At 70.3% G+C, this 21,382-nt stretch carries 21 protein-coding genes, 3 tRNA genes and 1 pseudogene; 13 read left to right on the forward strand and 12 right to left on the reverse strand.

Annotated features, from left to right (window positions below; genetic code table 11):
* Positions 1 to 6: 6 nt before the first annotated feature.
* The 7 genes from AB0M35_RS06470 to AB0M35_RS06500 all read right to left on the reverse strand — a co-directional run bounded on the left by AB0M35_RS06470 (position 7) and on the right by AB0M35_RS06500 (position 8,899).
* Positions 7 to 1,053 (reverse strand): NlpC/P60 family protein, encoded by a 1,047-nt coding sequence (locus AB0M35_RS06470; RefSeq protein WP_363742312.1) that lies wholly within the window; start codon positions 1,051 to 1,053, stop codon positions 7 to 9.
* A gap of 24 nt (positions 1,054 to 1,077) precedes the next feature.
* Positions 1,078 to 1,563: a poly-gamma-glutamate biosynthesis protein PgsC/CapC gene (locus AB0M35_RS06475; protein ID WP_131308120.1), complete on the reverse strand. Its 486-nt coding sequence runs from the start codon at positions 1,561 to 1,563 to the stop codon at positions 1,078 to 1,080.
* Positions 1,560 to 2,837: a poly-gamma-glutamate synthase PgsB gene (pgsB, locus tag AB0M35_RS06480; RefSeq protein ID WP_363742315.1), complete on the reverse strand. Its 1,278-nt coding sequence runs from the start codon at positions 2,835 to 2,837 to the stop codon at positions 1,560 to 1,562. Before pgsB ends, AB0M35_RS06475 begins: the two co-directional genes overlap by 4 nt.
* A gap of 1 nt (position 2,838) precedes the next feature.
* Positions 2,839 to 4,968 carry a HAMP domain-containing protein gene (locus tag AB0M35_RS06485; RefSeq protein ID WP_363742318.1) on the reverse strand — a complete coding sequence of 710 codons (2,130 nt, stop codon included), beginning with the start codon at positions 4,966 to 4,968 and terminating at the stop codon, positions 2,839 to 2,841.
* Between the two features lie 196 nt (positions 4,969 to 5,164).
* On the reverse strand, positions 5,165 to 6,385 hold the full coding sequence (locus tag AB0M35_RS06490; protein ID WP_363742321.1) for a CapA family protein: 1,221 nt from the start codon (positions 6,383 to 6,385) through the stop codon (positions 5,165 to 5,167).
* Between the two features lie 59 nt (positions 6,386 to 6,444).
* Entirely contained in the window at positions 6,445 to 7,920 is a 1,476-nt protein-coding gene (locus tag AB0M35_RS06495; RefSeq protein ID WP_363742324.1) for an NAD(P)/FAD-dependent oxidoreductase, read from the reverse strand.
* Between the two features lie 67 nt (positions 7,921 to 7,987).
* Complete coding sequence (locus AB0M35_RS06500) at positions 7,988 to 8,899, reverse strand: phytoene/squalene synthase family protein (RefSeq protein ID WP_363742326.1); 912 nt, start codon at positions 8,897 to 8,899, stop codon at positions 7,988 to 7,990.
* Positions 8,900 to 8,963: 64 nt separating this feature from the next.
* Here AB0M35_RS06500 and AB0M35_RS06505 point away from each other — a divergent pair, with 64 nt between their 5' ends.
* The 8 genes from AB0M35_RS06505 (at position 8,964) to AB0M35_RS06540 (ending at position 14,597) form a co-directional block, all read left to right on the forward strand.
* Entirely contained in the window at positions 8,964 to 10,118 is a 1,155-nt protein-coding gene (locus tag AB0M35_RS06505; RefSeq protein ID WP_363742328.1) for a polyprenyl synthetase family protein, read from the forward strand.
* Positions 10,118 to 11,620, forward strand: a complete 1,503-nt coding sequence (crtI, locus tag AB0M35_RS06510; protein WP_363742330.1) for a phytoene desaturase family protein — start codon at positions 10,118 to 10,120, stop codon at positions 11,618 to 11,620. Before AB0M35_RS06505 ends, crtI begins: the two co-directional genes overlap by 1 nt.
* A gap of 55 nt (positions 11,621 to 11,675) precedes the next feature.
* Positions 11,676 to 12,266 (forward strand): isopentenyl-diphosphate Delta-isomerase, encoded by a 591-nt coding sequence (idi, locus tag AB0M35_RS06515; RefSeq protein ID WP_363742333.1) that lies wholly within the window; start codon positions 11,676 to 11,678, stop codon positions 12,264 to 12,266.
* Positions 12,256 to 13,206: a MerR family transcriptional regulator gene (locus AB0M35_RS06520; RefSeq protein ID WP_363742335.1), complete on the forward strand. Its 951-nt coding sequence runs from the start codon at positions 12,256 to 12,258 to the stop codon at positions 13,204 to 13,206. Before idi ends, AB0M35_RS06520 begins: the two co-directional genes overlap by 11 nt.
* Positions 13,207 to 13,299: 93 nt before the next feature.
* On the forward strand, positions 13,300 to 14,085 hold the full coding sequence (locus AB0M35_RS06525; protein WP_363742337.1) for a polysaccharide deacetylase family protein: 786 nt from the start codon (positions 13,300 to 13,302) through the stop codon (positions 14,083 to 14,085).
* A gap of 154 nt (positions 14,086 to 14,239) precedes the next feature.
* Positions 14,240 to 14,312: transfer RNA gene (locus AB0M35_RS06530), tRNA-Glu, on the forward strand.
* Positions 14,313 to 14,345: 33 nt separating this feature from the next.
* Positions 14,346 to 14,419, forward strand: a tRNA-Asp gene (locus AB0M35_RS06535).
* Positions 14,420 to 14,523: 104 nt separating this feature from the next.
* Positions 14,524 to 14,597 (forward strand) — tRNA-Phe (locus AB0M35_RS06540).
* Positions 14,598 to 14,690: 93 nt separating this feature from the next.
* On the opposite strand, the gene AB0M35_RS06545 is transcribed toward AB0M35_RS06540, so the two are convergent.
* Positions 14,691 to 15,017 (reverse strand): hypothetical protein, encoded by a 327-nt coding sequence (locus tag AB0M35_RS06545; protein ID WP_363742339.1) that lies wholly within the window; start codon positions 15,015 to 15,017, stop codon positions 14,691 to 14,693.
* 48 nt (positions 15,018 to 15,065) lie between these two features.
* On the opposite strand from AB0M35_RS06545, the gene AB0M35_RS06550 reads away from it, so the two are divergent.
* Positions 15,066 to 15,251, forward strand: coding sequence for a hypothetical protein (locus tag AB0M35_RS06550; protein ID WP_363742341.1), 186 nt, complete (start codon positions 15,066 to 15,068; stop codon positions 15,249 to 15,251).
* A 79-nt stretch (positions 15,252 to 15,330) separates the two neighbouring features.
* Positions 15,331 to 15,841, forward strand: a pseudogene (locus AB0M35_RS06555) (SRPBCC family protein).
* A 60-nt stretch (positions 15,842 to 15,901) separates the two neighbouring features.
* Here AB0M35_RS06555 and AB0M35_RS06560 read toward each other — a convergent pair.
* A complete protein-coding gene (locus AB0M35_RS06560; RefSeq protein WP_363742343.1) occupies positions 15,902 to 16,291 on the reverse strand; it encodes a hypothetical protein in 390 nt (129 codons plus the stop codon).
* 153 nt (positions 16,292 to 16,444) lie between these two features.
* Between AB0M35_RS06560 and AB0M35_RS06565 the strand changes: the two genes are divergently transcribed.
* Entirely contained in the window at positions 16,445 to 17,782 is a 1,338-nt protein-coding gene (locus AB0M35_RS06565) for an ABC transporter substrate-binding protein (RefSeq protein WP_363742346.1), read from the forward strand.
* A gap of 109 nt (positions 17,783 to 17,891) precedes the next feature.
* On the opposite strand, the gene AB0M35_RS06570 is transcribed toward AB0M35_RS06565, so the two are convergent.
* The gene (locus AB0M35_RS06570; RefSeq protein WP_363742349.1) at positions 17,892 to 18,638 is read right to left on the reverse strand and encodes an enoyl-CoA hydratase/isomerase family protein; all 747 of its coding nucleotides are present in this window, start codon (positions 18,636 to 18,638) and stop codon (positions 17,892 to 17,894) included.
* A complete protein-coding gene (locus tag AB0M35_RS06575) occupies positions 18,635 to 19,585 on the reverse strand; it encodes a 3-hydroxyacyl-CoA dehydrogenase family protein (RefSeq protein ID WP_363742352.1) in 951 nt (316 codons plus the stop codon). Before AB0M35_RS06575 ends, AB0M35_RS06570 begins: the two co-directional genes overlap by 4 nt.
* 195 nt (positions 19,586 to 19,780) lie before the next feature.
* Between AB0M35_RS06575 and AB0M35_RS06580 the strand changes: the two genes are divergently transcribed.
* The gene (locus tag AB0M35_RS06580) at positions 19,781 to 20,071 is read left to right on the forward strand and encodes a hypothetical protein (RefSeq protein ID WP_363742354.1); all 291 of its coding nucleotides are present in this window, start codon (positions 19,781 to 19,783) and stop codon (positions 20,069 to 20,071) included.
* Positions 20,072 to 20,140: 69 nt separating this feature from the next.
* Here the strand turns inward: AB0M35_RS06580 and AB0M35_RS06585 are convergent, their stop codons facing one another.
* Positions 20,141 to 20,920, reverse strand: coding sequence for a class I SAM-dependent methyltransferase (locus tag AB0M35_RS06585; protein ID WP_363742357.1), 780 nt, complete (start codon positions 20,918 to 20,920; stop codon positions 20,141 to 20,143).
* A 54-nt stretch (positions 20,921 to 20,974) separates the two neighbouring features.
* On the opposite strand from AB0M35_RS06585, the gene AB0M35_RS06590 reads away from it, so the two are divergent.
* Positions 20,975 to 21,361: a PPOX class F420-dependent oxidoreductase gene (locus AB0M35_RS06590; protein ID WP_363742360.1), complete on the forward strand. Its 387-nt coding sequence runs from the start codon at positions 20,975 to 20,977 to the stop codon at positions 21,359 to 21,361.
* Positions 21,362 to 21,382 lie beyond the last annotated feature (21 nt).

Here is a 21,382-nt window from a genome sequence, read left to right on the forward strand (position 1 = left end):
CCCAGGTCACAGCCGGCGGGCGGTCCGGAAGCGCAGCGCCCAGTAACCGGTGCCGTCGAGGATGGACTCGCCGCCCAGGTCACCCATGGTCGGCCCGTTCGCCGTGGTACGGCTGGAGATAAAGCGGTGGTGGCCACGGTCGTCCACGCCGAGGTAGATGCCCGAGTGCTCGATGTTCGCGCCCTGGATCGGCCCGGCGTTGAAGAAGAGCAGGTCACCGGGGAGCAGCCGGTCCAGTTCGCGAGCCCGCTTGCCGGTGTTCGGCATCAGCAGGGCGCCCGGCCCGACCGACGCCATCGCGGTCGCCCGGCGGGGCAGCCCGGGGCCGGCGTTGTTGGTGCCGAGCAACGGATAACCCGCCCGGTAGCCGTACACCATCCGAAGGAAGCCCGAGCAGTCCAGGCTGAGGATGTGCGCCGGATCGGGCCGCTCCTCCTTGTCGGGGAAGGTCCACGTGACCCCGAGATAGTCGTAGAAGTCGGAGTTCTCCGCCCGGCCGTCCGGGTCGGTGTCCGACAGCGGGCCGAAGGCGGCGTCCCCCGAGTACTGCCGACCCTGCTCATCACGCTTGGGCTGGCCGAGGTACGTGTATTCCATCGACAACGCGAGGATGTCCGGCGAGCGGTCCTTGCGCGCCTTGGCGAACCAGTCGACGAACCATTTCTCCTCCTCCGCCCCGGCCCGCCACTTCCGGGGCGCGAGCCGCACCCAGAACTCGGTGTGCAGCTTGGCCTTGGTGAACCGGGGCTCGGTGAAGGTCCGCTTCTTGCCGACCAGGTGCACCGTACGGGAGCCGTCGGTCATGATCGCGACGATCTTGCCCTTGTCGTCGAGCACCTGCGTCCGATCCGGTGCGGTCAGCCGGACGTGGCGCAGTCCGCTGGCCGCCGGGGTGGCGGCCTGCGCCGCCTGCGGACCGAGGCTCAGTTCGAGCGGCGCCGGTAGGGAGTGCCGGACGGCAACGTAGGTGAAGGTGCCGCCCCCGACCAGCAGCGTGAAGGCGGCGACCACCATCAGCACCGCCTGGCTGCGGGAGTAGGTCCGGTAGTTCATTCCGTTCCCCTCGTCGATGGATGATCAGGTGACCGGCACGAAGCCGGCCACCACACCGCTGACCGCGACACCGTAGGTGATGGCGGTGACCATGATGGTGGCCAGCACGGTGGCCTTCGGCGGTTGCCGGACGAGCTGGTAGGCGATCAGTCCCGGCGCGACGAAGCCCAACGTCTGGTGGGCGAAGAGCAGCGGCAGGTCACGCTGGACGATGATGAAGAGCGTCATCTGGAGGAAGACGCTGAGCAGCACGATCGCGGCGAACAGCCGCTTGCCGTAGAGGATCACCATGCGCTGCATCAGCCGGGTGAGGGCGTAGGTGACCACGGTCATCACCACGATCACCCCGGCCTGGAGCGGGTCCTCGATCAGCGCCAACGCGATCCAGCCGGGCGTGATCATCCCGCCCGGGGACAGGTTGGTGGTCAGATAGCAGAGCAACGCGAAGACCAGGCCGATGCCCAGGCAGGCGGTCGCGAGCTGAGCACTCAGCTCTCCCCCGAAAATCATCGCCGGATCCCTCCCAGGAAAACGGTCTCGGCGTCCACGTCGAACCCGGGCGTGCTCGGCGTACGCAACATCGATTCGGCGCGGTTGCGGTCGCGCGGCTCCCAACTCGGCAGTGCGGCCAGCTCGTGCAGCAGCACCTCACCCTGACCGTGGATGTTGCCGACCGCGATCACCGAGCCGTCCGGCGCGGTCGCGCCCATCACCTCGGCGAGCAACCGTTCGGGGGGCAGTTTGCCGCCCAGATCGACCACCCGGCCCTGAAGTTCCGCGGGCACGTTGACCCGGGCGCTGCGGGTCATCTCTCCGATCAGCACGATGCTCTGCGGCTGTACGCGGCCGGCCAGCGTACCCATCTGCCCGTTGCGTTCCATCCGGTCCGGCCGACAGTTGATCACCATGGTCAACGGACGGTTGATCAGCTGTTGTTGCTCCAGCTGCGCGATGTTCATGAACGTCGATTCGGGGTCGTTGGCGGCGAAGATGTTGGCGAAGCGCACCCGCTTCTCCTGATACAGGACGCGGGCCACGGAGAGCACCCCGGGATCGGGCGGCGCCGCCCACATCCCGGCCAACGCGCTACGCCGGTCGACGCCCAGTTCAGCGGCGACGGCGAGCGCGATCGCCACGTTCTCCTTGAACGTGATCCAGCCGAATCCCGCCATCTCCTGATCGGTCACCGACTCCGGGTCGACCGAGATCAGTCGGCAGTTCCGCTTGGCTGCCTCCTGTTCCAGGATGGCCAACCGGTCCTTCTCGGCGGTGATGCAGATGCCGCCCTCGGGCATCGACCGGCTCAACGACCGGGCCACGTCGTCGAGGGTGGGCCCCATCTCGGCCAGGTGATCCTCGCGGACGTTGCACAGCACCCCGATGTTCGACCGGATCAACTTGCTCTGGTTGATTTCCTGAAGTGCCGGCATGACCGCCATGCACTCGATGACCAGCGCATCCGGGTGGTAGACCGCCGCTCGCCGGACGATGCCGATCTGCTCGACCACGTTGGCGATGCCGAACTTGCGGTGCACCGGCTCCTCGCTGGCGTCCGGGAAGATGAACCGGGCCGCGGTGCCGGTGGTCTTGGCCACCACGACCTTGTTCCCACCGCGCAGGGCGCCGGCGCACAGCCGGGTGATGGAGCTCTTGCCCCGAATGCCGTTGACCAGCACCCGGTGCGGGATGGTGTTCAGATTGCGGTAGTGGTTCCGCTGCTCGATCACGCCCGCCACGACCAGCGCGAGACAGCACAAGCTGTAGACGGTGTACAGGTAGAACATGTCAGCCCTTCGTCCCCCGACCGGTGGTCGCCGCCGAGCGCACCCTCGGGAGGACCGTGGTGCGGTCGGCCCCGGCACCCCGCAGGCGCAACGCCCCACCGAAGCGCGCCGAACCGGTGTGCCGTACCTGGCGGCAGATCTCCAGGCACATGGCGATCGCACCGATGTCGTCGTGCCGTTGCGGCGGCACCGGAACCTCGATGTTCCCCTCGCTCATCCGGTCGGCGAAGAAGGCCAACCGGCGCAGCGGCCGAACGAAGATGTAGAGCTGCCACACATGGGTGAGCAGGACGATCCCCATCGCCGCACCGGCCATCAGCAGCGTCCAACGTCGCTCGACCAACTCCGGTAGACGCAGCCCCGCCGTGTCCTGTTCGATCACGATCGCCCACTCCAGGTGGGCGACCGTCCCGGGCGCGGACAGGCCGGCGGCGGCGACCAGCGCGGGCTTGCCGTCGGCGGTACGTGAGCGGCCGACCGTCGCACCCGGCAGCGCCTCCACCGCAGCCTCCCGGGCCAGATCGCCCTGCAAGGGCTGGAACGCCTGGAAGCCCTCGGAATCCAGCACGGTCCGCAGCTCGGCGTCGACCACGTAGGCGCGCCCGCTGACCCGGCGCACCAGGCCCAGCAGGCGGTCCGGGTCGAACTCGCCCACGATCGAGTAGCCGTCGGCCATCTGGTTGTAGCCGTACACGACGGGCAACCGCTGCACCGTCCGGTCGAGGTGGATGCCAACCTCGCCGGGCAGCGGCTCGACGGTACGCAGTGGACGCCGGCCGGCACTGGCCAGCACCTTGCCGTCCCGATCCACCAGGTAGAGCGATCGCAACCGGTTGTCGGTGTCGAGTTCCCGGTCGAGTCGCTTGCCCGCCTGCCCCAGATCCTGGACGTTGAATCCGTAGGAGACCCGGGAGACGGTCGCCAGTCCGCCGTCGAGGAGGTTGCCGAGCGCGCTGCTGGCCTCCTCGGCACGGTTCTCCTCGTCGCGCATCAGTTGCACCGGGACCGTCGGTGCCGGAGCCCGCAACCCGAGCACGACGACCGCCGCCGGCCAGAGCAAGGCGATGACGAGCGCGATGCTGAGGCCCTGAAGCACGGTCGGCCGCCAGCGCCGGTCGGCTGGGAACTGCTCACCGGAGGTCAGGGCCAGTGCACGGGCGATCCGGTGCGCCTCCCGGATACGCAACTTCGGCCGCCGGGCGGTGGTGGCACCACAGGCGTCGGCCTTGGCCTGGCCCAGCAGCACACGTACGGGCCGGAACAGCGACCTACGCATGATCCAGAAGCTGAGCAGGCCGACGGCCAGCAGGCTGAGTCCCAGCGCTATGCCCTTGCGCAGCGAGGTTCCGGTGCTGACCTCGGTGGTGAGCAGTGAGACGATCACCAGACCGGAGCTGCCCACCGGCGCGGAGGAGACCAGCAGTCGTCGGTCGGACCATTCCTTGACGACCACCTGCCGGCTCTGCCGGGAACCGGCATCGACCAGTCCGTCGAAGACCGCCGGCAGATGCCCCGCGTCGACCGCGTTGACCCCCTGCATCAGGCTGATGGTGCCGTCGGGGGTCAGGGCGTGGATGCCGTGTCCGGCATCCGGATTCAGCCGCAGGTTCCGCATGGTGAGCGGCTGGGTCGCCAGTACGACCCGGGTGTCGTCGAGCGCTATCCCGTACACCATGAGGGGCCCGTCGGCGTTGGTCACCGCCAGCGCGGAGCCGATCGGCAGTTCCGCAGGGAGCAGGTCGAGCGACAACTGTGCACCCTTGGCCGTGACCACCTGCCGGGTTCCGGTGTCCAGGATCAACGCGCCGTTGATGTTGCGTCCATCGTTGAGCATGCGGTTCAGCAGGTCGGCGTCGGACGCTTCGCCGCGCGTCTGCACGACCCGGGTCAGTTCCTCACGCCGCGCGGTGACGTCCAGTCGGATGCTGGAGGCGAGCTTGGAGACGATGTCGCGCTGCGAGTCGACCACGGCCGGCAGCGCGCCGTGCTGGGCGTTCACCGCGAAGCCGAGGACCGCCGCGACGACGACGAACATCGTCGCGCAGAGGTAGACCAGCGACGGGGCGTTCGTCCCCGCCGGAAAGGCCGCCGCCGGCAACTGCTGTTCGAGAGCACGGCGTCGCCACGCCACCAGCTGCGCCTGGTCGTGAATCGAACCGTCTATCGGCTGCTGTGGCACACGTTGAGCCGAACCGCTTCGCACGTGAGAAACAACCTTCCGGGGGTGGCCAGGCTGCAAAAAGACCCGTCCGCCCAGCTCAAGGCCAGGCAGGGACGCCGGGCCCGGCAGATGCTAGCAAGGCTCACGTTCCCGCAGGGTGCATCCGTTACGGCGAAGACGCTGGTCGAACCCCCCGGACGACCAGCCCCTCGGTGTCGGCACCCCTGGTCAAGAGGTTGCCCTCGATCCGGTCGACCGCCGCCTCGTAGATCATGCGCCGGCCCGGCGGCAACGCTGGATCGGCCAGTTTCCGCTCAAGATCAACCAAACGGATATTCGGATTTAGATCAACGAAGGTGGGAATGGCCTCCATGGCCAGCACTTTCCATCGCTTCGTCTCCCCTGCGGAGCCGAACACCGCCCGGATCATCACCCCGTCCCGGTTCGCGTTCACGGGCTGGGCATGCCGCGCGATGTGGTTGCCCATGCCGTAGACGATCCAGGTGTCGCCGATCCGCTCGACCGGCTGCACCACGTGCGCGTGGTGACCGAAGACCAGGTCCACGTCCTCGATCTCGGCGACCGCGCGCGCCCACGTCTGCTGGTCGACGTCGGGCTCGTGCTCGTACTCGGTGCCCCAGTGCAGGCTGACCACGACGATCTCCGCGCCGGACTGCCGGGCAGCCGCCGCCGCGCGCCGAATGGCCTGCGGGTCGATGAGGTTCGACACCCATTCCTTCCCGGCGGGCGGCCGCAGGCCGTTGTAGCTCTTGGTGTAGCTGAGGTGCCCGATCTTCACACCCTTGACCTGGTAGATCTTGGCGGCGCCGGCCCCCCGGCTGGTCCGGTAGCTGCCGGTATGACCGAGGCCGACCTCGTCGAGCGCGTCCAGGGTGCGTTTCACGCCCGCCATCCCCTGGTCGATGGTGTGGTTGGAGGCGGTCGAGCAGCCGTCGTACCCGGCCGCCTTGATGCCCTGCACGACCTCTCGCGGCACGCTGAACTTGGGGAAGCCGATGTACGGACCGCCCGGCGGCGCCAAGGGAGTTTCGAGGTGACACAGGGCCAGGTCGGCCCCGGAGACGGCCTCGCGCACCGGCTCCAGCATCGGCCCGAAGTCCAGGTTCCCGGTACCGTCCCGGCGCGCCTGGTCCCACAGTTCCGGATGCACGAGGATGTCGCCGGAGCCGAGCACCGAGATCGTGCGGCCGGAGACCTTCGCCGGAGCGGCGACCGGGCGGGGAGTGCCGATCGGCTCGGGCTCCTCGGACGACCAGGGTCCGAATACGTAGATGGCACTCGAAGCGACCGCCAGCGCCGTCACCGAACCCAGGACCGCCCGAAGCGGTCCGGAGATCCCGCCGCTGGACTGAGAGTTTCTCGACACTGCGACAGGCTAGACCGCCGGCACGGACCGTTGGAGCCACCCCGGGCGCAGGCTCCTGCTCAACTCAGGTTTCGCAGCGCCTCCGAAATGGCCCGGTGAAACGTCGGGTACGCGTAGATCATGTGCCGGAGTTGAGCCACCGGCACCGCCGCGTGCACCGCCACCGCCAACCCGGACAACACCTCGCCACCGGCCGGACCGACCGAGGTCGCCCCGACGAGCACCCCCTGGTCGGCGTCGGCGATCAGCTTGATGAAGCCACCCTCGTCGCTCTTGTGGATCCAACCCCGGGTGGACGAGGACAGCGGAGTGAAGCCGACCTGCACGTTGATGCCGCGCTCGCGGGCCTGCCGCTCGGTGAGGCCGACGGCACCGACCTCCGGGTCGGTGAAGGTGACCCGGGGCAGCGCCCGGTAGTCGGCGCGGGGTACCGACCCGGCCGAGCCACTCGATCCGGTGGCCGCCAACGAACTGGCGGTACCGACCGCTCCACCCACGACGCTGGCCGTACCACTCGGATCCGCGCCGCCGTCGGCTCGGCGTACGTGATCGAGCACGTCGGCGACCACGATGGCGGCCTGGTACATGGCGATGTGGGTGAAAGCGCCCTCGCCGGTCACGTCGCCGACCGCCCAGATGCCGTCGGTGACGTGCAGTCGGTCGTCGACCGGCAGGTAGCGTCGGCTGCCGTCCACCCCGACCGTGTCCAACCCCAACTGGTCGAGGTGGGCGCGGCGCCCGGTGACCACCAGCAGCCGCTCGGCGGTGAACTGCTCGCCTTCGGTGCCCCGCAAGGTGAAACCCTCGGCACCGTGCTCGACCCGGGCGGCCTTGACGCCGGTGTGGATCTGCACCCCGTCCGCCCGCAACGCGGCTGCGGCCACCTCCGACGCCTCCGGCTCCTCGACGGCGAGCACCCGGTCGAGGGCCTCGACCACGGTGACCCGGACACCGAAGCGGGCGAACACCTGCGCGAGTTCCAGCCCGATCGCCCCGCCGCCCAGCACCAGCAGCGACGCCGGCAACTCCTCGACCTCGACGGCCTCCCGATTCGTCCAGTACGGCGTGCCGGCCAACCCGTCGACCGGTGGCACCGACGGGCTGGTTCCGGTGCCCAGCACGATCCCGTGTCGAGCCTGGAAAACCTGGTCACCGACGCGTACCCGGCCTGGCCCGTCGAGCCGGCCGCTGCCCCGGACGAGGCGTCCACCCTTGTCGGTGAGGCGTTGCACCGCCACCCGGTCGTCCCAGTTGTCGGTGGCCTCCGCGCGGATCCGCTTCGCCACCGGCGCCCAGTCGGTGTGGACCTGGGCGCTGCCGCCCAACCCGTCGAGGCGACGGGCCTCGGCGATCGCGTTCGCCGCCCGGATCATCGTCTTGCTCGGGATGCAGCCCCAGTACGGGCACTCCCCACCGACCAGGTTGCGCTCGATGCCGACGACGCGGAGCCCGGCCTCGGCGAGCCGCCCAGCCACCTCCTCACCCCCGACCCCGAGCCCGAGCACGACCACGTCCACGAGTTCCGGATCCGCCATCTCGTCAGCATTGCCTACCGACCGTTGGACGGCCAGCCCACAAGAGCAGAAACCGCCCACACATCGGTCACCGAGCCGGCGGTCCGGGCAGGTCGACGGGAGCACCGGTCGGGGTGAGCAGGGCACGAGCCGCCACCGCCATCCGGCGCCGCTGCGGCACGGTGGCCCGCTTGGCGAACACGTCGTAGTCCTGCGCGGCCACCTCGTCGAGAATGCCGCCGTAGAGCAGGTACGCGGTGCGGATGCAGGACTGCGAACCGGCCTCCAGCAGCACGACTCCCGGTGCGGCGGCGGCATAGTGCGCCTGGGCCCGGGTGACCTCGTACCGGATCAACTCGCGTACCGGCTCGGTGGCCCGGCCGGCTGCCCGGCAGGCCATCAGGTCGTCCCGGGTCACCCCGAACTGCGCCAGGTCCTCCTCTGGCAGGTACGTCCGGCCCCGGTCGAGGTCCTCGGCCACGTCCCGGATGAAGTTGGTGAGCTGGAACGCGAAGCCGAGTTGGCGGGCCGGCTCCCGGGCCGCCGCCAGGTTCGAGCTGCCCAGGATCGGCAGCATCATGGTGCCGATGACCGCAGCCGACCCCTCCATGTAGTCCAGCAGGTGATCGTAGGTGCGGTAGGACGTCACGGTCAGATCCATCGCCATGCTCTTGAGGAACGAGGCGAAGTCCTCCCGGTCGAGATCGAAGACGGCGATGGTGTGCAGCACCGCCGGCAGCAGCGGATCGTCGACCGGCTCACCGTGCAGACCGGCCACGAACCGCCCACCCCAGTCGTCGAGCAGGGCGGCGCGCTCGGCCGGCGGCAGCGCCTCCGTCCGATCGACGATCTCGTCGGCGTACCGGGTGAATCCATACAGGGCATGGACGTGTCGACGTTTCCATGCGGGTAGCAGCCGGGTAGCGAGATAGTAGGTGCGCCCGTGCTGTCTGTGCAGCTCACGGCACCGGTCGTAGGCAGCGGCGAGGTCCAGATTCATTCGCCCTCCTCAGAATCGACGCACCAATCGACGCAACTAGAGACCCTAGGGTACGCTCAGCCGCATGGCCAACGACCAACTAGCGGGTAACCTCCTTCGCGTGTTGCCTGGACAGCCGGTCGGTGGAGACGAACCGGTCCCGGCCGTCCTGGCTGCGTACACGCAGGATCTCGTCACCGCGGTCGAGACGACCCTCGCCGAATTCCTCAACGCCGAAGTCGACGCGCTGGGCGCGGTCGATCCGGCAATGGGTGGCTTCGCCGCCACGGCCCGCGACTACGTCCTCGCCGGCGGCAAGCGGGTCCGCCCGACCTTCGCCTACTGGGGATGGCGCGGCGCGGCCAACAGCGACGAACCGCTGCACAGGGTGCTGCCCGCATTGGCCACGTTGGAACTCCTGCACACCTTCGCCCTGGTCCACGACGACGTGATGGACGCCTCCGCCACCCGTCGGGGACGGCCGACCGCCCACGTGGCCGTGGCCGCCCAGCACGCGGCCGCTGGGCGCAACGGCGACTCCGGCCGGTTCGGCGAGGCGGTCGCGGTGCTGATCGGGGATCTCTGCCTGGTCTGGGCCGACCAGTTGCTGGCCCGAGCCGCGTTACCTGCGAACCGACTGCTCGACGTACGCCGCGGCTACGACCGGATGCGGGTGGAGACGATCGCCGGGCAGTACCTCGACCTCCTCGGTGAGACCGATCCGGAGAGCTGGTCGGTCGACCGGGCACTGCGGGTCGCCCGCTACAAGACCGCCAGCTACACCGTCCAGCGCCCGCTGCTGTTCGGTGCCACCCTGGCCGGGGTCGACGACGACGCCCCGCTGGCCACCGCGTACACCCGCTACGGGCTCGCCGTCGGGGAAGCCTTTCAGCTCCGCGACGACCTGCTCGGCGTCTACGGCGACCCGATCACCACCGGCAAGCCGACCGGCGACGACCTGCGCACCGGCAAGCCGACCGCCCTGCTCATGCTGGCCCGTGAGCTGGCCTCGCCGGCCCAGCGCCGGGCGTTGAACGGCACCGGCTCGCTGGCGGGTGAGCCCGAGGTGGCCCGGTTGGCCGAGATCGTGCTCGACACCGGCGCGGTCGGCCGGATCGAGCGGATGATCGACGAGCGGGTCCAGGACGCACTGGCCGCGCTCGCCACCGTCACCATCGACGAGACCGCCCGTACCGCGCTGTTCGGCCTCGCCAGCGCAGCTACCGACCGGAGGGCATGATGGGCGGAAAGTGGTCGCCGGCACGGACCGTCTCCGGACGTACGGACCGAGTGGTGGTTGTCGGGGCCGGCCTCGGCGGTCTGGCCTGTGCCCTGCACCTGGCCGGCAGCGGCCGGCAGGTGACGCTGCTGGAACGCGAGCCGGTGCCGGGCGGCCGGGCTGGCCGGCTCAGCGTCGACGGCTACGAGTTCGACACCGGCCCGACCGTGCTCACCATGCCCGACCTCATCGCCGAGGCGCTCGGCGCGGTCGGCGAGGAGCTGACCGACTGGCTCGACCTGGTTCCCCTCGATCCGGCTTACCGGGCCTACTACCCGGACGGGTCGACGCTGGACGTGATCACCGACACCGCCCGGATGGCGGCGGAGATCTCCCGGGTCTGCGGCCCCCGGGAGGCCGACGGCTATCTGCGGTTCGTCGACTTCGCGCGCAACCTGTGGCGGCTGGAGCGGGCCGACTTCATCGAGCGCAACTTCGACGCGCCCACCGATCTACTCAACGCCAACCTGCTCAAGCTGATGGCCACCGGCGCCTTCCGGCGGCTGCAAACCAAGATCGATCAGTTCTTCCGCGACCCGCGTACCCGACGGATCTTCTCCTTCCAGGCGATGTACGCCGGCCTGGCGCCGCACGACGCGCTGGCCATCTACGCCGTGATCGCGTACCTCGACTCGGTGGCCGGGGTCTACTTCCCGCGCGGCGGCATCCACGCGGTCTCCCGCGCGCTGGCCGGGGCTGCGGAGAAGCACGGCGTACGGATCCGGTACGGCACCACGGTGACCCGGGTGGAGACCGCGAACGGGCGAGCCACCGGGGTGCTGACCGCCGACGGCGAGTTCGTCCCGGCGGACGCGGTGGTGCTCAACCCCGATCTGCCGGTGGCCTACCGCGACCTGCTCCCGCCGGCCCACCAGCGCCGGCTGGCCTACTCGCCGTCCTGCGTCGTGCTGCACGTCGGCTCGACCCAGCGGTACGGACGGATCGCCCATCACAACATCCACTTCGGCCGCGCGTGGAAGGGCACCTTCGACGAGGTCATCCGGCGCGGCGAGCTGATGAGCGACCCGTCCCTGCTGGTCACCAACCCGAGCCGGACGGATCCGGCGGTGGCGCCCGCCGGTCGGCACACCTACTACGTGCTCGCGCCCGTGCCCAACCTCGACCGGGCGCCGTTCGACTGGTGCGGCGACCTCACCGCCCACTACACCGATGACCTGATCGCCACCCTTGAGGAACGCGGCTACGTCGGCTTCGGCGCGGGCGTCGAGGTGCTCCAGGCGATCACCCCGGCGGACTGGGCGGAACAGGGCATGGCGGCGGGCACGCCGTTCGCCGCCGCGCACAGCCTGTTCCAGACCGGTCCGTTCCGGCCCGCGAACCTGCACCGGTCGCTGTCCAACGTGGTGTTCGTCGGCTCGGGTACACAGCCCGGCGTCGGAGTACCTATGGTGCTCATCTCCGGCAAGCTCGCCGCAAGCCGGATCACCGGAGCAGGTCAATGAGGTCATGCGGCGCAGCGCAGCCGAGCCCAGCAGTCGCGAACAGAGGAATGCACTGATGTCCCCGTCCCGGGAGAGCCATCTGGTCGAGTTGGTGGACGAGACGGGTCAGCCCGTCGGCTCGACCACCGTGGCCGAGGCCCACCAGCCACCAGGCCGACTGCATCGTGCGTTCTCGGTGTTGCTGGTGGCCCCGGACGGTCGGGTGCTGCTCCAGCGCCGAGCCGCGACGAAGACCCGCTTCCCGTTGCGCTGGGCCAACTCCTGCTGCGGCCATCCGCAGCCGGGCGAGACCCTGTCCGAGGCCGCCAACCGCCGGCTCGACGAGGAACTGGGCGTCGGCCCGGTGCCGCTCACCGAGGTCGGTGTCCACATCTACCGGGCCGAGGATCCGACCACCGGACGAATCGAGGTCGAGTACGACCACGTCCTGCGCGGTGAGTTCCGGCCGGACGCACAGCTGCACCCGGAGTCGTCGGAGGTCGCCGAACTCCGCTGGGCGGATCCGGTGACCTTGGCCGCCCAGCTGATCGATGAGCCCGAGTCGTACGCCCCGTGGCTGGGCGGGGTGTTGGACCGGCTGCTGCACCCGTCAGGCCCGACCGGGCTGCCGGCCAGCGACGCGTCGGAGCGGTCGGGTGGTCGATGAGGCGCTGAGCGCCGGGGCGGTCGCCCGACGGTTGGGTATCGCGGTCACCACGCTGCGCACCTGGCACCAGCGGTACGGTCTCGGGCCGAGCCAACACGTCCCCGGGCACCACCGGCGCTACACCACGGCCGACCTGGCCCGGCTGGAGATCATGAGGCGGCTCACCGCCGAGGGGGTCAGCCCTGCGGAGGCGGCCCGCTGGGCCCGGCAGGCACCGGAACCGGTGTCCGCCCGTGCCCCCCGCCCGGTCCCGTCGGCAAACACACGGGCCGGCGGCGGCGCGACCATCCCGGTGCACCGGGCCGGGCCGGTGGCTCGCGGCCTGGCCAGAGCGGCGATGCGGCTGGATGCCGAGGCGATCAGCGAAACCATCGCCCGGTCGATCGCCACCGACGGGGTGGTCGACACCTGGAACCGCCTGCTCCGTCCGGTGCTGGTCGGCATCGGCGAGCGGCATGCCGCGACCGCCGCACTGATCGAGGTGGAGCACCTGATCTCGCGGTGCGTGTCGGCGGCGTTCGCGACAGTCGTGGCGGCCCGCCCCGCCCCCGCTGGGCAACCACCCCGCATCCTGCTCTCCTGCGCCGACGAGGAGCAGCACAGCCTGCCGTTGGAGGCGCTCGCGGCGGCGCTCGCCGAGGTCGGCGTCAATCATCGGTTGCTCGGCGCCCGGGTGCCGGTGACCGCTTTGCTGGATGCCATCGATCGGACCGGACCGGCGGCCGTGATGATCTGGTCACACACCCGGGCCACCGCCGACCCGGCCCAACTCAGCGCGCTGCTCACCGCACCACGCCGCCCACTGCTGGTCCTTGCCGCAGGGCCGGGTTGGCAGGTCGACACCCTGCCCGCCGGGGTGGCCCACCCCGGTGATCTGGCCGAGGCGGTCTCGCTCGCCATCGCCGTACGCGACTCGCTGGACCGGTCCGCCGCATCCTGACCCCGTCCGCTTCCCCCTACCCGCCGCTATCCACCGAAAAGGGGTGAACTAGCGTCGTGGTTTGCGTACCCGAACCCCTCTCGGGAGCGAACGATGCGTCCTCGCGTGCTAGTCGCCTGGCTCACCGGCCTGGCTCTCCTCCTGCTGACCGGCTGCGGCCCGGGCTCCTCAGCACCCACCTCGACGCCCACCAGCCCGCCTCCGTCGGCCGCCCTGCCGCCGGAGGCGGCTGCCACGCCGAGCCCCACCGTCTCACCCAAGCCCAGGTTGCGGGCACTGCCGGCCAAACTGCCGGCCGGCCTGGTACGCACCACCGGGGGCAAGAAGGTGGCGCTCACCTTCGACGACGGCCCGGACCCGGCCTGGACACCGAAGGTGCTGGACCTGCTGAAGGCCGCCAAGGTCAAGGCCACCTTCTGCGTGGTGGGTACGCAGGTCCGCAAACACCCCGAACTGGTCCGGCGGATCGCCCGGGAGGGACACCAGCTCTGCAACCACAGCTGGAACCACGACCTGGACCTGGCCCGGCGACCGATCCGTGAGATCCGCGCCGACCTGACCCGGACGAACCGGGAGATCCGACGCGCGGTGCCCGACGCGAAGGTGCCGTACTACCGGCAGCCAGGCGGCCGGTGGACCGCCGAGGTGGTCAAGGTGGCCAAGCAGTTGGACATGCGATCGCTGCACTGGACGGTCGACCCGCAGGACTGGGCCCGACCGACCGCCGCCACGATCGAGAAGCGGGTACGGCAGGCTGCCCGGCCCGGCGCGGTGGTCCTGCTGCACGACGGGGGCGGCAATCGGGCTGCCACACTCGCCGCCTGCCCGAAGGTGATCGCCGCCCTGAAGCGCGACCACGGCGTCACCCGGCTCCGCTAGACCCCCTCTGACCTGCGGTTTCAGGAGCTTCTACGGCTGAGGGCATACCGGTTTGGTCGTCCGGTGAGACATCACGTATGCTTTCCAAGCCTCCGGCGGGGCCGGATGGGAGCAAGTCCGCACAGAGTTGCGAATGTGCAATGATGGCGGGGCCGCCCTCATCGTCTAGCGGCCCAGGACGCCGCCCTTTCAAGGCGGTAGCACGGGTTCGAATCCCGTTGGGGGCACGGTCCGGCTTCGGCCGGAGGCAACACCAGCTAGGTCCTGTGGAGCAGTTGGAGTGCTCGCCGCCCTGTCAAGGCGGAGGTCGCGGGTTCAAGTCCCGTCAGGACCGCAAGCGCTGACGCCGCGCGCACCACGCGCGGCGTTCTGCGTATCGGGGTATGTGACCCATTCGGCGGTTACCCCGCCAGCCGGGTAACATGACCCGAGCACCACGGCCAGGTAGCTCAGTTGGTACGAGCGTCCGACTGAAAATCGGAAGGTCGGCGGTTCGACCCCGCCCCTGGCCACATAGCCTTTCGCCGGGCTATTGCAGCGCCGACCAGCGGAAACGCCGGTCGGCGCGCTGCGTTTGTCAGTGTGTTGCGTTGTCGCAGGATCAGCTAGTCCCGTCGCCAGACGTACCAACCCATCGCAGTCCCGGCAAGAAGCAGGGCCAACGCGAACAGTGCTCTTGCCGCCGCCGAGGGCATCGGGATGAGGAACGGTGCCTGCTGGGCCAGCAAGCAGCCGCCGAGCAGCGCCTGACTCCCGCCGATGCGGACTGGCTGCGACTGTTGGGTTGCCCCCAGACGAGTAACCCGCACCCAGGCCACGGGAAACCGGCGCGATACGGCGACACCGACACCGAAGGCCAGCAACGCGAGGCCGAGGATCACGATCACCAGGCGAAGGGCACTCCACAGCGGGTCCGGATCAGCGACGCTCACGCGGCCCATCATCCAGTGACGGGTCAAATCTCCGCTACCGTCACCGCCATGGTCGATCCCGCCTACCTGAGTGCCATCCGTGAGTCGTACGACCGGGTCGCCGATGACTACGTCGGGATCGCACCGGCGCGGTTCGCCGCCGATGCGCTCGGCCGGGGGATGCTCGCCGCCTTCGCCGACCGACCGCAGGCCTGCCTGCTTGCCCGCAGACCTACGCAGGGGAGCGGTCGGTGACGTGGGCAGGGCCGGGGTGGTGCAGGGGGGCGTCGGAGCAAGCTGCGCTGCCTGGCACCAGCCGGTATGGTCCGGGCGTATGGGAGACGGGCCAGCCGATCCAACCGACATCCGACAGGAGCATGAGCGGTTCGCGCTGCGCAGCACTCTGCTGGTTCCCGCATCCGTGGAAGCCGCGTACGAGGCTTTCACCACGCGACTCACCGACTGGTGGGTGACGGAGTACACCTGGTCCGGCCCGGGCGTGCTCGCCGAGTTGGGCATGGAGCCCCGGGCCGGTGGGATGCTCTACGAGATCGGCCCCTACGGCTTCCGTAACGACTGGGGTCGGGTGCTGATCTGGGATCCACCCCGTCGCCTGGTTCACCTGGCAGATCGGCCCGGATCGGGTACCGGTGCCCGACCCGGCACGGGCCAGCGAGGTCGAGATGCATCTCACACCGACGGCAGCAGGCACCCTGGTCGAGGTCACGCACCGGCACTTCGACCGACACGGCGATGCAGCCGAGGGCTACCGGCAGGCGCTCACCGCCGGCTGGCACGAACTGCTGTCCCGATTTGCCGCGACGGTGGTCGACGACGCGGCATGAGGTTCGCCCGGCTGGCCCCGACCGCGCAGGCGCCTGCGCCGGCCCGACCGCGTAAGCGGCTCAGGTGGCTCGTTGCCGCAGGGTGGCGATGGTCGAACCGGCGAGGGTGAGCAGACATTCCGGCAACAGCCCGTCAGCCGCCGCCGCGCCGAACAGCGCTCGTGCCGTCTCCAGGTCGGAGTTGGCGTACGCGCTGACGAAGCGAGCCACCCATCGAGCGTCGTACTCGGCCTGGTCGATGCCAGGAAAGTCGAGCGCACACGCCCCCGGTGGCACCGGATCACCGACCATGGTCGCGGCCAGGCACCACGCCACGTCGTACGCACCGGCCAGGCCGTCACGGTCGACGACCGCGTCGAAGGTCCCCACCACGGCATCGGAGTCTCCGTCGAGCGCCGAACTGAGGATCGCAGTGGCGTCGGCAAACATCTGCTGTGGCGAGTCGGTCACGCACCGCACAGTAGGAGGGCCGGTCAAGGAAACTCGGGCCGTCACTCTCCGTGCACACCGAAGGCGACCTGCGGATAGACGGACCTCCACGGTCCCGCCGCCCGCCAAGGCACGCTAGTCTGCGCAGCGGACCTTCGCGGAGGAAGGACGACAATGCACATGTCACGCGGCACGCGGAGCGCCGTCATGGCGGTCTGCGCCACGGTCCTGCTCGCCACCAGCGCCTGCGGGGATGACCAGCCCGAGGAGGCGACTGCCCAACAGGTGCGCCTCTACGGCACCGACGGCAACATGTCCAACTCGTACGCGGACGAGCTGGGAGATCGCGCCAATCTGGTCGATGGCATGAAGGGCACGATCCCGCTCACACCGCTGCCGGAGGCCTTCAAGAAGCGGCTACTGTCCGTGGATCCGAAGTTGACCGGCTTCCTCTATGCCGCCGAGGCGTACGACGCGGTAGTGATCAGTGCGCTCGCCGCGGAGGTCGCCGGCACCACCGATCCGGCGGCCATCGCCAAGCAGATCGTCGGTGTCACCAACGACGGCACCCGCTGCGGCACGGTGAACCAGTGTCTGGGGCTGATCCGCGACGGTAGGGACATCGAGTACCGCAGCGTCTCGATCACCCGGGCCGGGTTCACCGACGCCGGTGAGCCGGCGACCGCCAGCTACGCCACCCAGCACTTCGACGGGCAGCAGCTCAACGACGCCAAGACGGAATTCGTCGGCGCCGGTGACGAGTCCGCCGCGAGCAGCAAGCGACCGCCGCGCGGGAGCACCCAGTCCGCCGACGCGCCGCTCGTCTTCGGCGGGTTGCTGCCCAAGACCGGTGACCTCGCGATCGCCTACCCGCCGCTGGCCGCCGGAGCGGCGCTGGCGATCAAGGAGATCAACGCGGCCGGCGGGGTACTCGGCGAGGAGGTGGTCTGGGTCGACGGCGACGACGGCACCAACCCGGCGATCGCCAAGGAGACCGTGGCCCGGCATGTCGACGCCGGGGTCCATGTGATCATCGGCGCCGGTGGCTCCGGGATCTCCGCTGCCGTCCTGGAGGACGTGGTGCAGGCGGGGCGGATTCTGTTCTCCCCGTCGAACACGGCGGCAAGCCTGACTGACGCCGATGACCGGGGCCTCTACTTCCGTACGGCACCGCCGGACGGGCTCCAGGGGCGGGCGCTGGCCGACGTGATTCTCCGGGACGGCCCGCAGAAGATCGCTATCGTGGCCCGCAAGGACTCCTACGGTGAGGGTCTGCAGAACATCGTCCGGGCCGAGCTGGAACGGGCCGGGTTCGGCGGCGACAAGGTGCGGCTACTCGGCTACCAGCCCGGCGAGGACGCCAACGCCGCGCCGATCGACTTTAGAGACGGCGCCAAGGAGATCAAGGACTTCGGTGCCGACGCCATCCTGATCATCGGCTTCGGTGAGTCGGCCGCCGTCGTCCGGGCGCTCGCGGACGCGAACGTACCGCTGGCGGCCCTGGGCCGCTGAGCCGCGCGGCCGGTACCGCTCCGGCCGCTCCAGCATCGGTTTCCCGGTCCGGGCAACCGATGCGCGACGGCCGCACCGACGTTTGTCGGTGCGGCCGTTTCCGGCTTGCTCAGCGTCCGCGCCGCCGGTCGAGGAACTCCGTCATCCGACGGCGCTTCTCCTCGTCCTCGAAGAGCACCGCCTGGCTGACCAGGTCCAGCTGCGGGTGTGCGGCCGGCGGAGCGTCGACGGCGAGCTTGGTCAACCGAAGCGCCAACGCCGAGCCCTTGGCCATCTCGTCGATCAGCTCGTGGGCTGCCGGCAACAGTTCGTCCGGGGCACCCACCACCTGGTTCACCAGCCCGATCCGCAGCGCCTCCGCGGCGTCCACCCGCCGCCCGGTGAACAGCAGCTCCTTGGCCCGTGCCTCACCGACCAACGCCGGCAGACGGTGCGTCGCACCGGCACCGGCCAGGATGCCCAGCCGCACCTCCGGCTGACCGAACACCGCCCGCTCCGTGCACACCCGCAGATCACAGGCGTACGCCAGCTCGGCGCCACCGCCGAGCGCCGGACCGTCGACGGCCGCCACGGTCGGCATCGGTAGCGCCCGGATCCGGGCGAAGGCGGCCGAGTTGATCGCGGCGAGAGCGTCCAGCCGGCCTCGCTCACGCAGTTGGGCGATGTCGGCACCGCCCGCGAAGATCCCGTCGGTGCCGCCGGTCAGCAGCAGCATCCGAGGGCGGGCCTCCAACTCGGCGCAGACCTCGTGCAGCGCGGCGATGAGGTCGGCGTCGATGGCGTTGCGCTTCTCCGGCCGGTCGAGCGTGACCACCAGTCGGTCCGGCCGCTCCTCGACCCGCAGTCCGGCGCTCATCGCGTCGCTCCCGGCTCGGCGTCCGGCGTCGAGTCAGGCGCCGCACGGCCCGCGGTGGGCTGCGGGGTCGGGTCTTCCAGCGCGGTGCCGCCCGAGCGGACGCCGTCGACCCAGTGATAGAAGCCCTGGCCGGATTTCTTACCCAACCGGCCTGCGGCGACCAGCTCCACCAGCAGCGGCGGCGGTGCGAACCGGTCACCGTACGCGGCCTGAAGGGTACGGGCGATGTCGAGGCGCACGTCCAGGCCCACCAGATCGGTCAGTTCCAGCGGGCCGACCGGGTGCCGGTAGCCGAGCACCATCGCCTTGTCGATGTCGGCCGGGCTGGCCACCCCGTCGGCGACCATCCGGATGGCCTCCAGCCCGAGGGTGACCCCGAGTCGGGAGGTGGCGAAGCCGGGCATGTCGCGTACGACGACGGGGTCCTTGCCCAGCCGGTCGGCGAGCACGCGGGCCGCCGCGGTGGTCTCCGGGGCGGTGGCCGGGCCGACCACGATCTCCAGCAGCGCCATGGCCCAGACCGGGTTGAAGAAGTGCAGCCCACAGAAACGCTCGGGTCTGGCCAGCCCACCGGCGAGGTCGGCGATGGGGATGCTGGAGGTGTTGCTGCCCAACAGGGCCGGTTCCAGCTGCTCCGCCTCGGCCAGCACCGCCCGCTTCAGCTCCAGCCGTTCCGGTACCGCCTCCACGATCACAGCCGGCGCCACGGCGACCTCGCCGAGCCCGGCCCGCAGGGTGATCGCGGCCTGGTTGGCGGCGGCCTGCTCGGCGGTCAGCTTGCCGCGCTGCACGGCCCGGTCCCACAGTTGGGCGAGCCGCTCGACGGCCGCGCCACCCCGGGCCCGATCGACCTCGACCAGTTCCACCGCGTAACCGGCACCAGCTGCCACGTACGCGATGCCCAGACCCATCGTGCCGGCGCCGACCACCACGAATCGCTCAGTCATCGACGCACCACCGCACCGTGACGGTCCTCGGCTCCCGCAGGGGCGTTGGCGTGCGGGATCGCCGCCACGCCGGAGCCGGTCCGTACCCTCCGCTCAATCATGGTGCGACCCTATGCAGCACCGATCATCGTCGCGTGCGTGGGGGCGGGCGGGATCGGGTAGGGACCGCTGACAACCAAGGGAAGGGACGAGCTGATGAGCCAGGCACCGGAGACCGGCACGGGGGCCGAGGAGACCGTCGAGACGCGCGGCGACGAGCGCATCGAGCTGCTGCGCGCCGACACCAACAACGACGGCCGCACCGACGTCTGGGTGGTCGACACCGACGGCGACGGCAAGGCCGACCTGTTCCAGTTCGACACCGACGGCGACGGCAAAGTGGACGTCACGATGGTCGACATCGACGAGGACGGCCAGCCCGACGAGGTCGTCGACGGCGACGGCGGCCTCCCCCCGGAGCAACTCCCGCCCACCGTCCAGGTCTGAGTTGTAAGGAAGGGCCCCCTGTTAACGCCTCCGGTATAGCAGGGGGCCCCTGTTAACGTTCCGGCCCGCTCAGCCGGGCAGCTGCAACGTGGCGAGGTAGTACGGCGCGTCGCGGTCGTCGATGTCGGCCAGTCGCCAGGCAGTGCCCCGGACCAGGTCGGCCAGTTCGTCCGGGGAGCAGACCAGGTAGTCGAACCAGGGAGTGGCCAGCTCGCGGTAGCGCAACCGCAGCCGCAGTTGCCCACCGAGGCGGCCCCGGCACCGGTTGTGCTCGTGGTAGCCCGTGTGCACCGGGTCGCGCGTGCCGTACGGATCGGTGCCCTGGGCGATCACCTGCGCCCCGGGGTTCGCCATCGCCGCCAGCGCGGCGAGGAACGCGGGCGCCCGTTCGCGGCCCTCCAGCAGCCCAAGGTTGTTGCCGAGCATCAGGAACGTGTCGTAGCGCCGTCCGCTCGCCGCATGCTCGTCCACGGTGCCGTGCACCAGCTCCCGGACGCCCCGACGGCGGCACACCGCGAGCGCGCCGGGTGAGACGTCCAGTCCGGTGACCGGTACGCCGCGTTCCTGGAGCAGCAGCGCGATCCGCCCGGCACCGACGCCGATGTCCAGCGTGGCGCCGCGTACCCGGTCCACCGCCCGATGGTCGTGCGGTTGCCACTCCTGCGGCCCTTCGAGGTACTGCGCGGCCGGCGCCCCGTTGACCAGTCCGTCGTCCCGTTCGATGATCTCGATGACCGGGCGGGGTACGCGCCCGCCGGCCAGCGGTCGTGGACCGACCCCGGTAGCCACGGCCAGCGCGTCGCGCAGCAGTTCCCCGAAGACGTCACCTGTTCGTGGTTCTCCCGTCACATCCGCCACGCTATCGGCCTGCTCATACCCGCCCGGCGCCCGTACGCTGAGGGGGTGACCACGTTGGACCGCCTCGCGGCGGAGAAATACATCCTCCTCACGACCTTCCGTAAGGACGGCCGAGCGGTGCCGACCCCGGTCTGGGCGGTCCGCGACGGTGACGCCCTGGCGGTGTGGACCGTTTCGGACGCCGGCAAGGTGAAACGAATCCGGCGCAGCGGGGAGGTCACGGTGGCGCCGTGCGACGTCCGTGGCCGGCCGCATGGCGCGGCGGTTCCCGCCCGAGCGACCCTCTACGACCCTGGTGCCACCGAGCGCATCCGTGGCCTGATCAAGCAGAAGTACCGGATGATCGGCCGGCTGACCCTGCTCGGCAGTCGGCTGCGTCGCGGGCAGGGCGGGACGGTCGGCATCCGGCTCGAACTGACCAGCCCGAGCTGACCGCTGCGTCACGGGCCACCG

Source organism: Micromonospora sp. NPDC051196 (genome assembly GCF_040682415.1).
In the GTDB taxonomy this organism is placed as follows: Bacteria; Actinomycetota; Actinomycetes; order Mycobacteriales; family Micromonosporaceae; genus Micromonospora.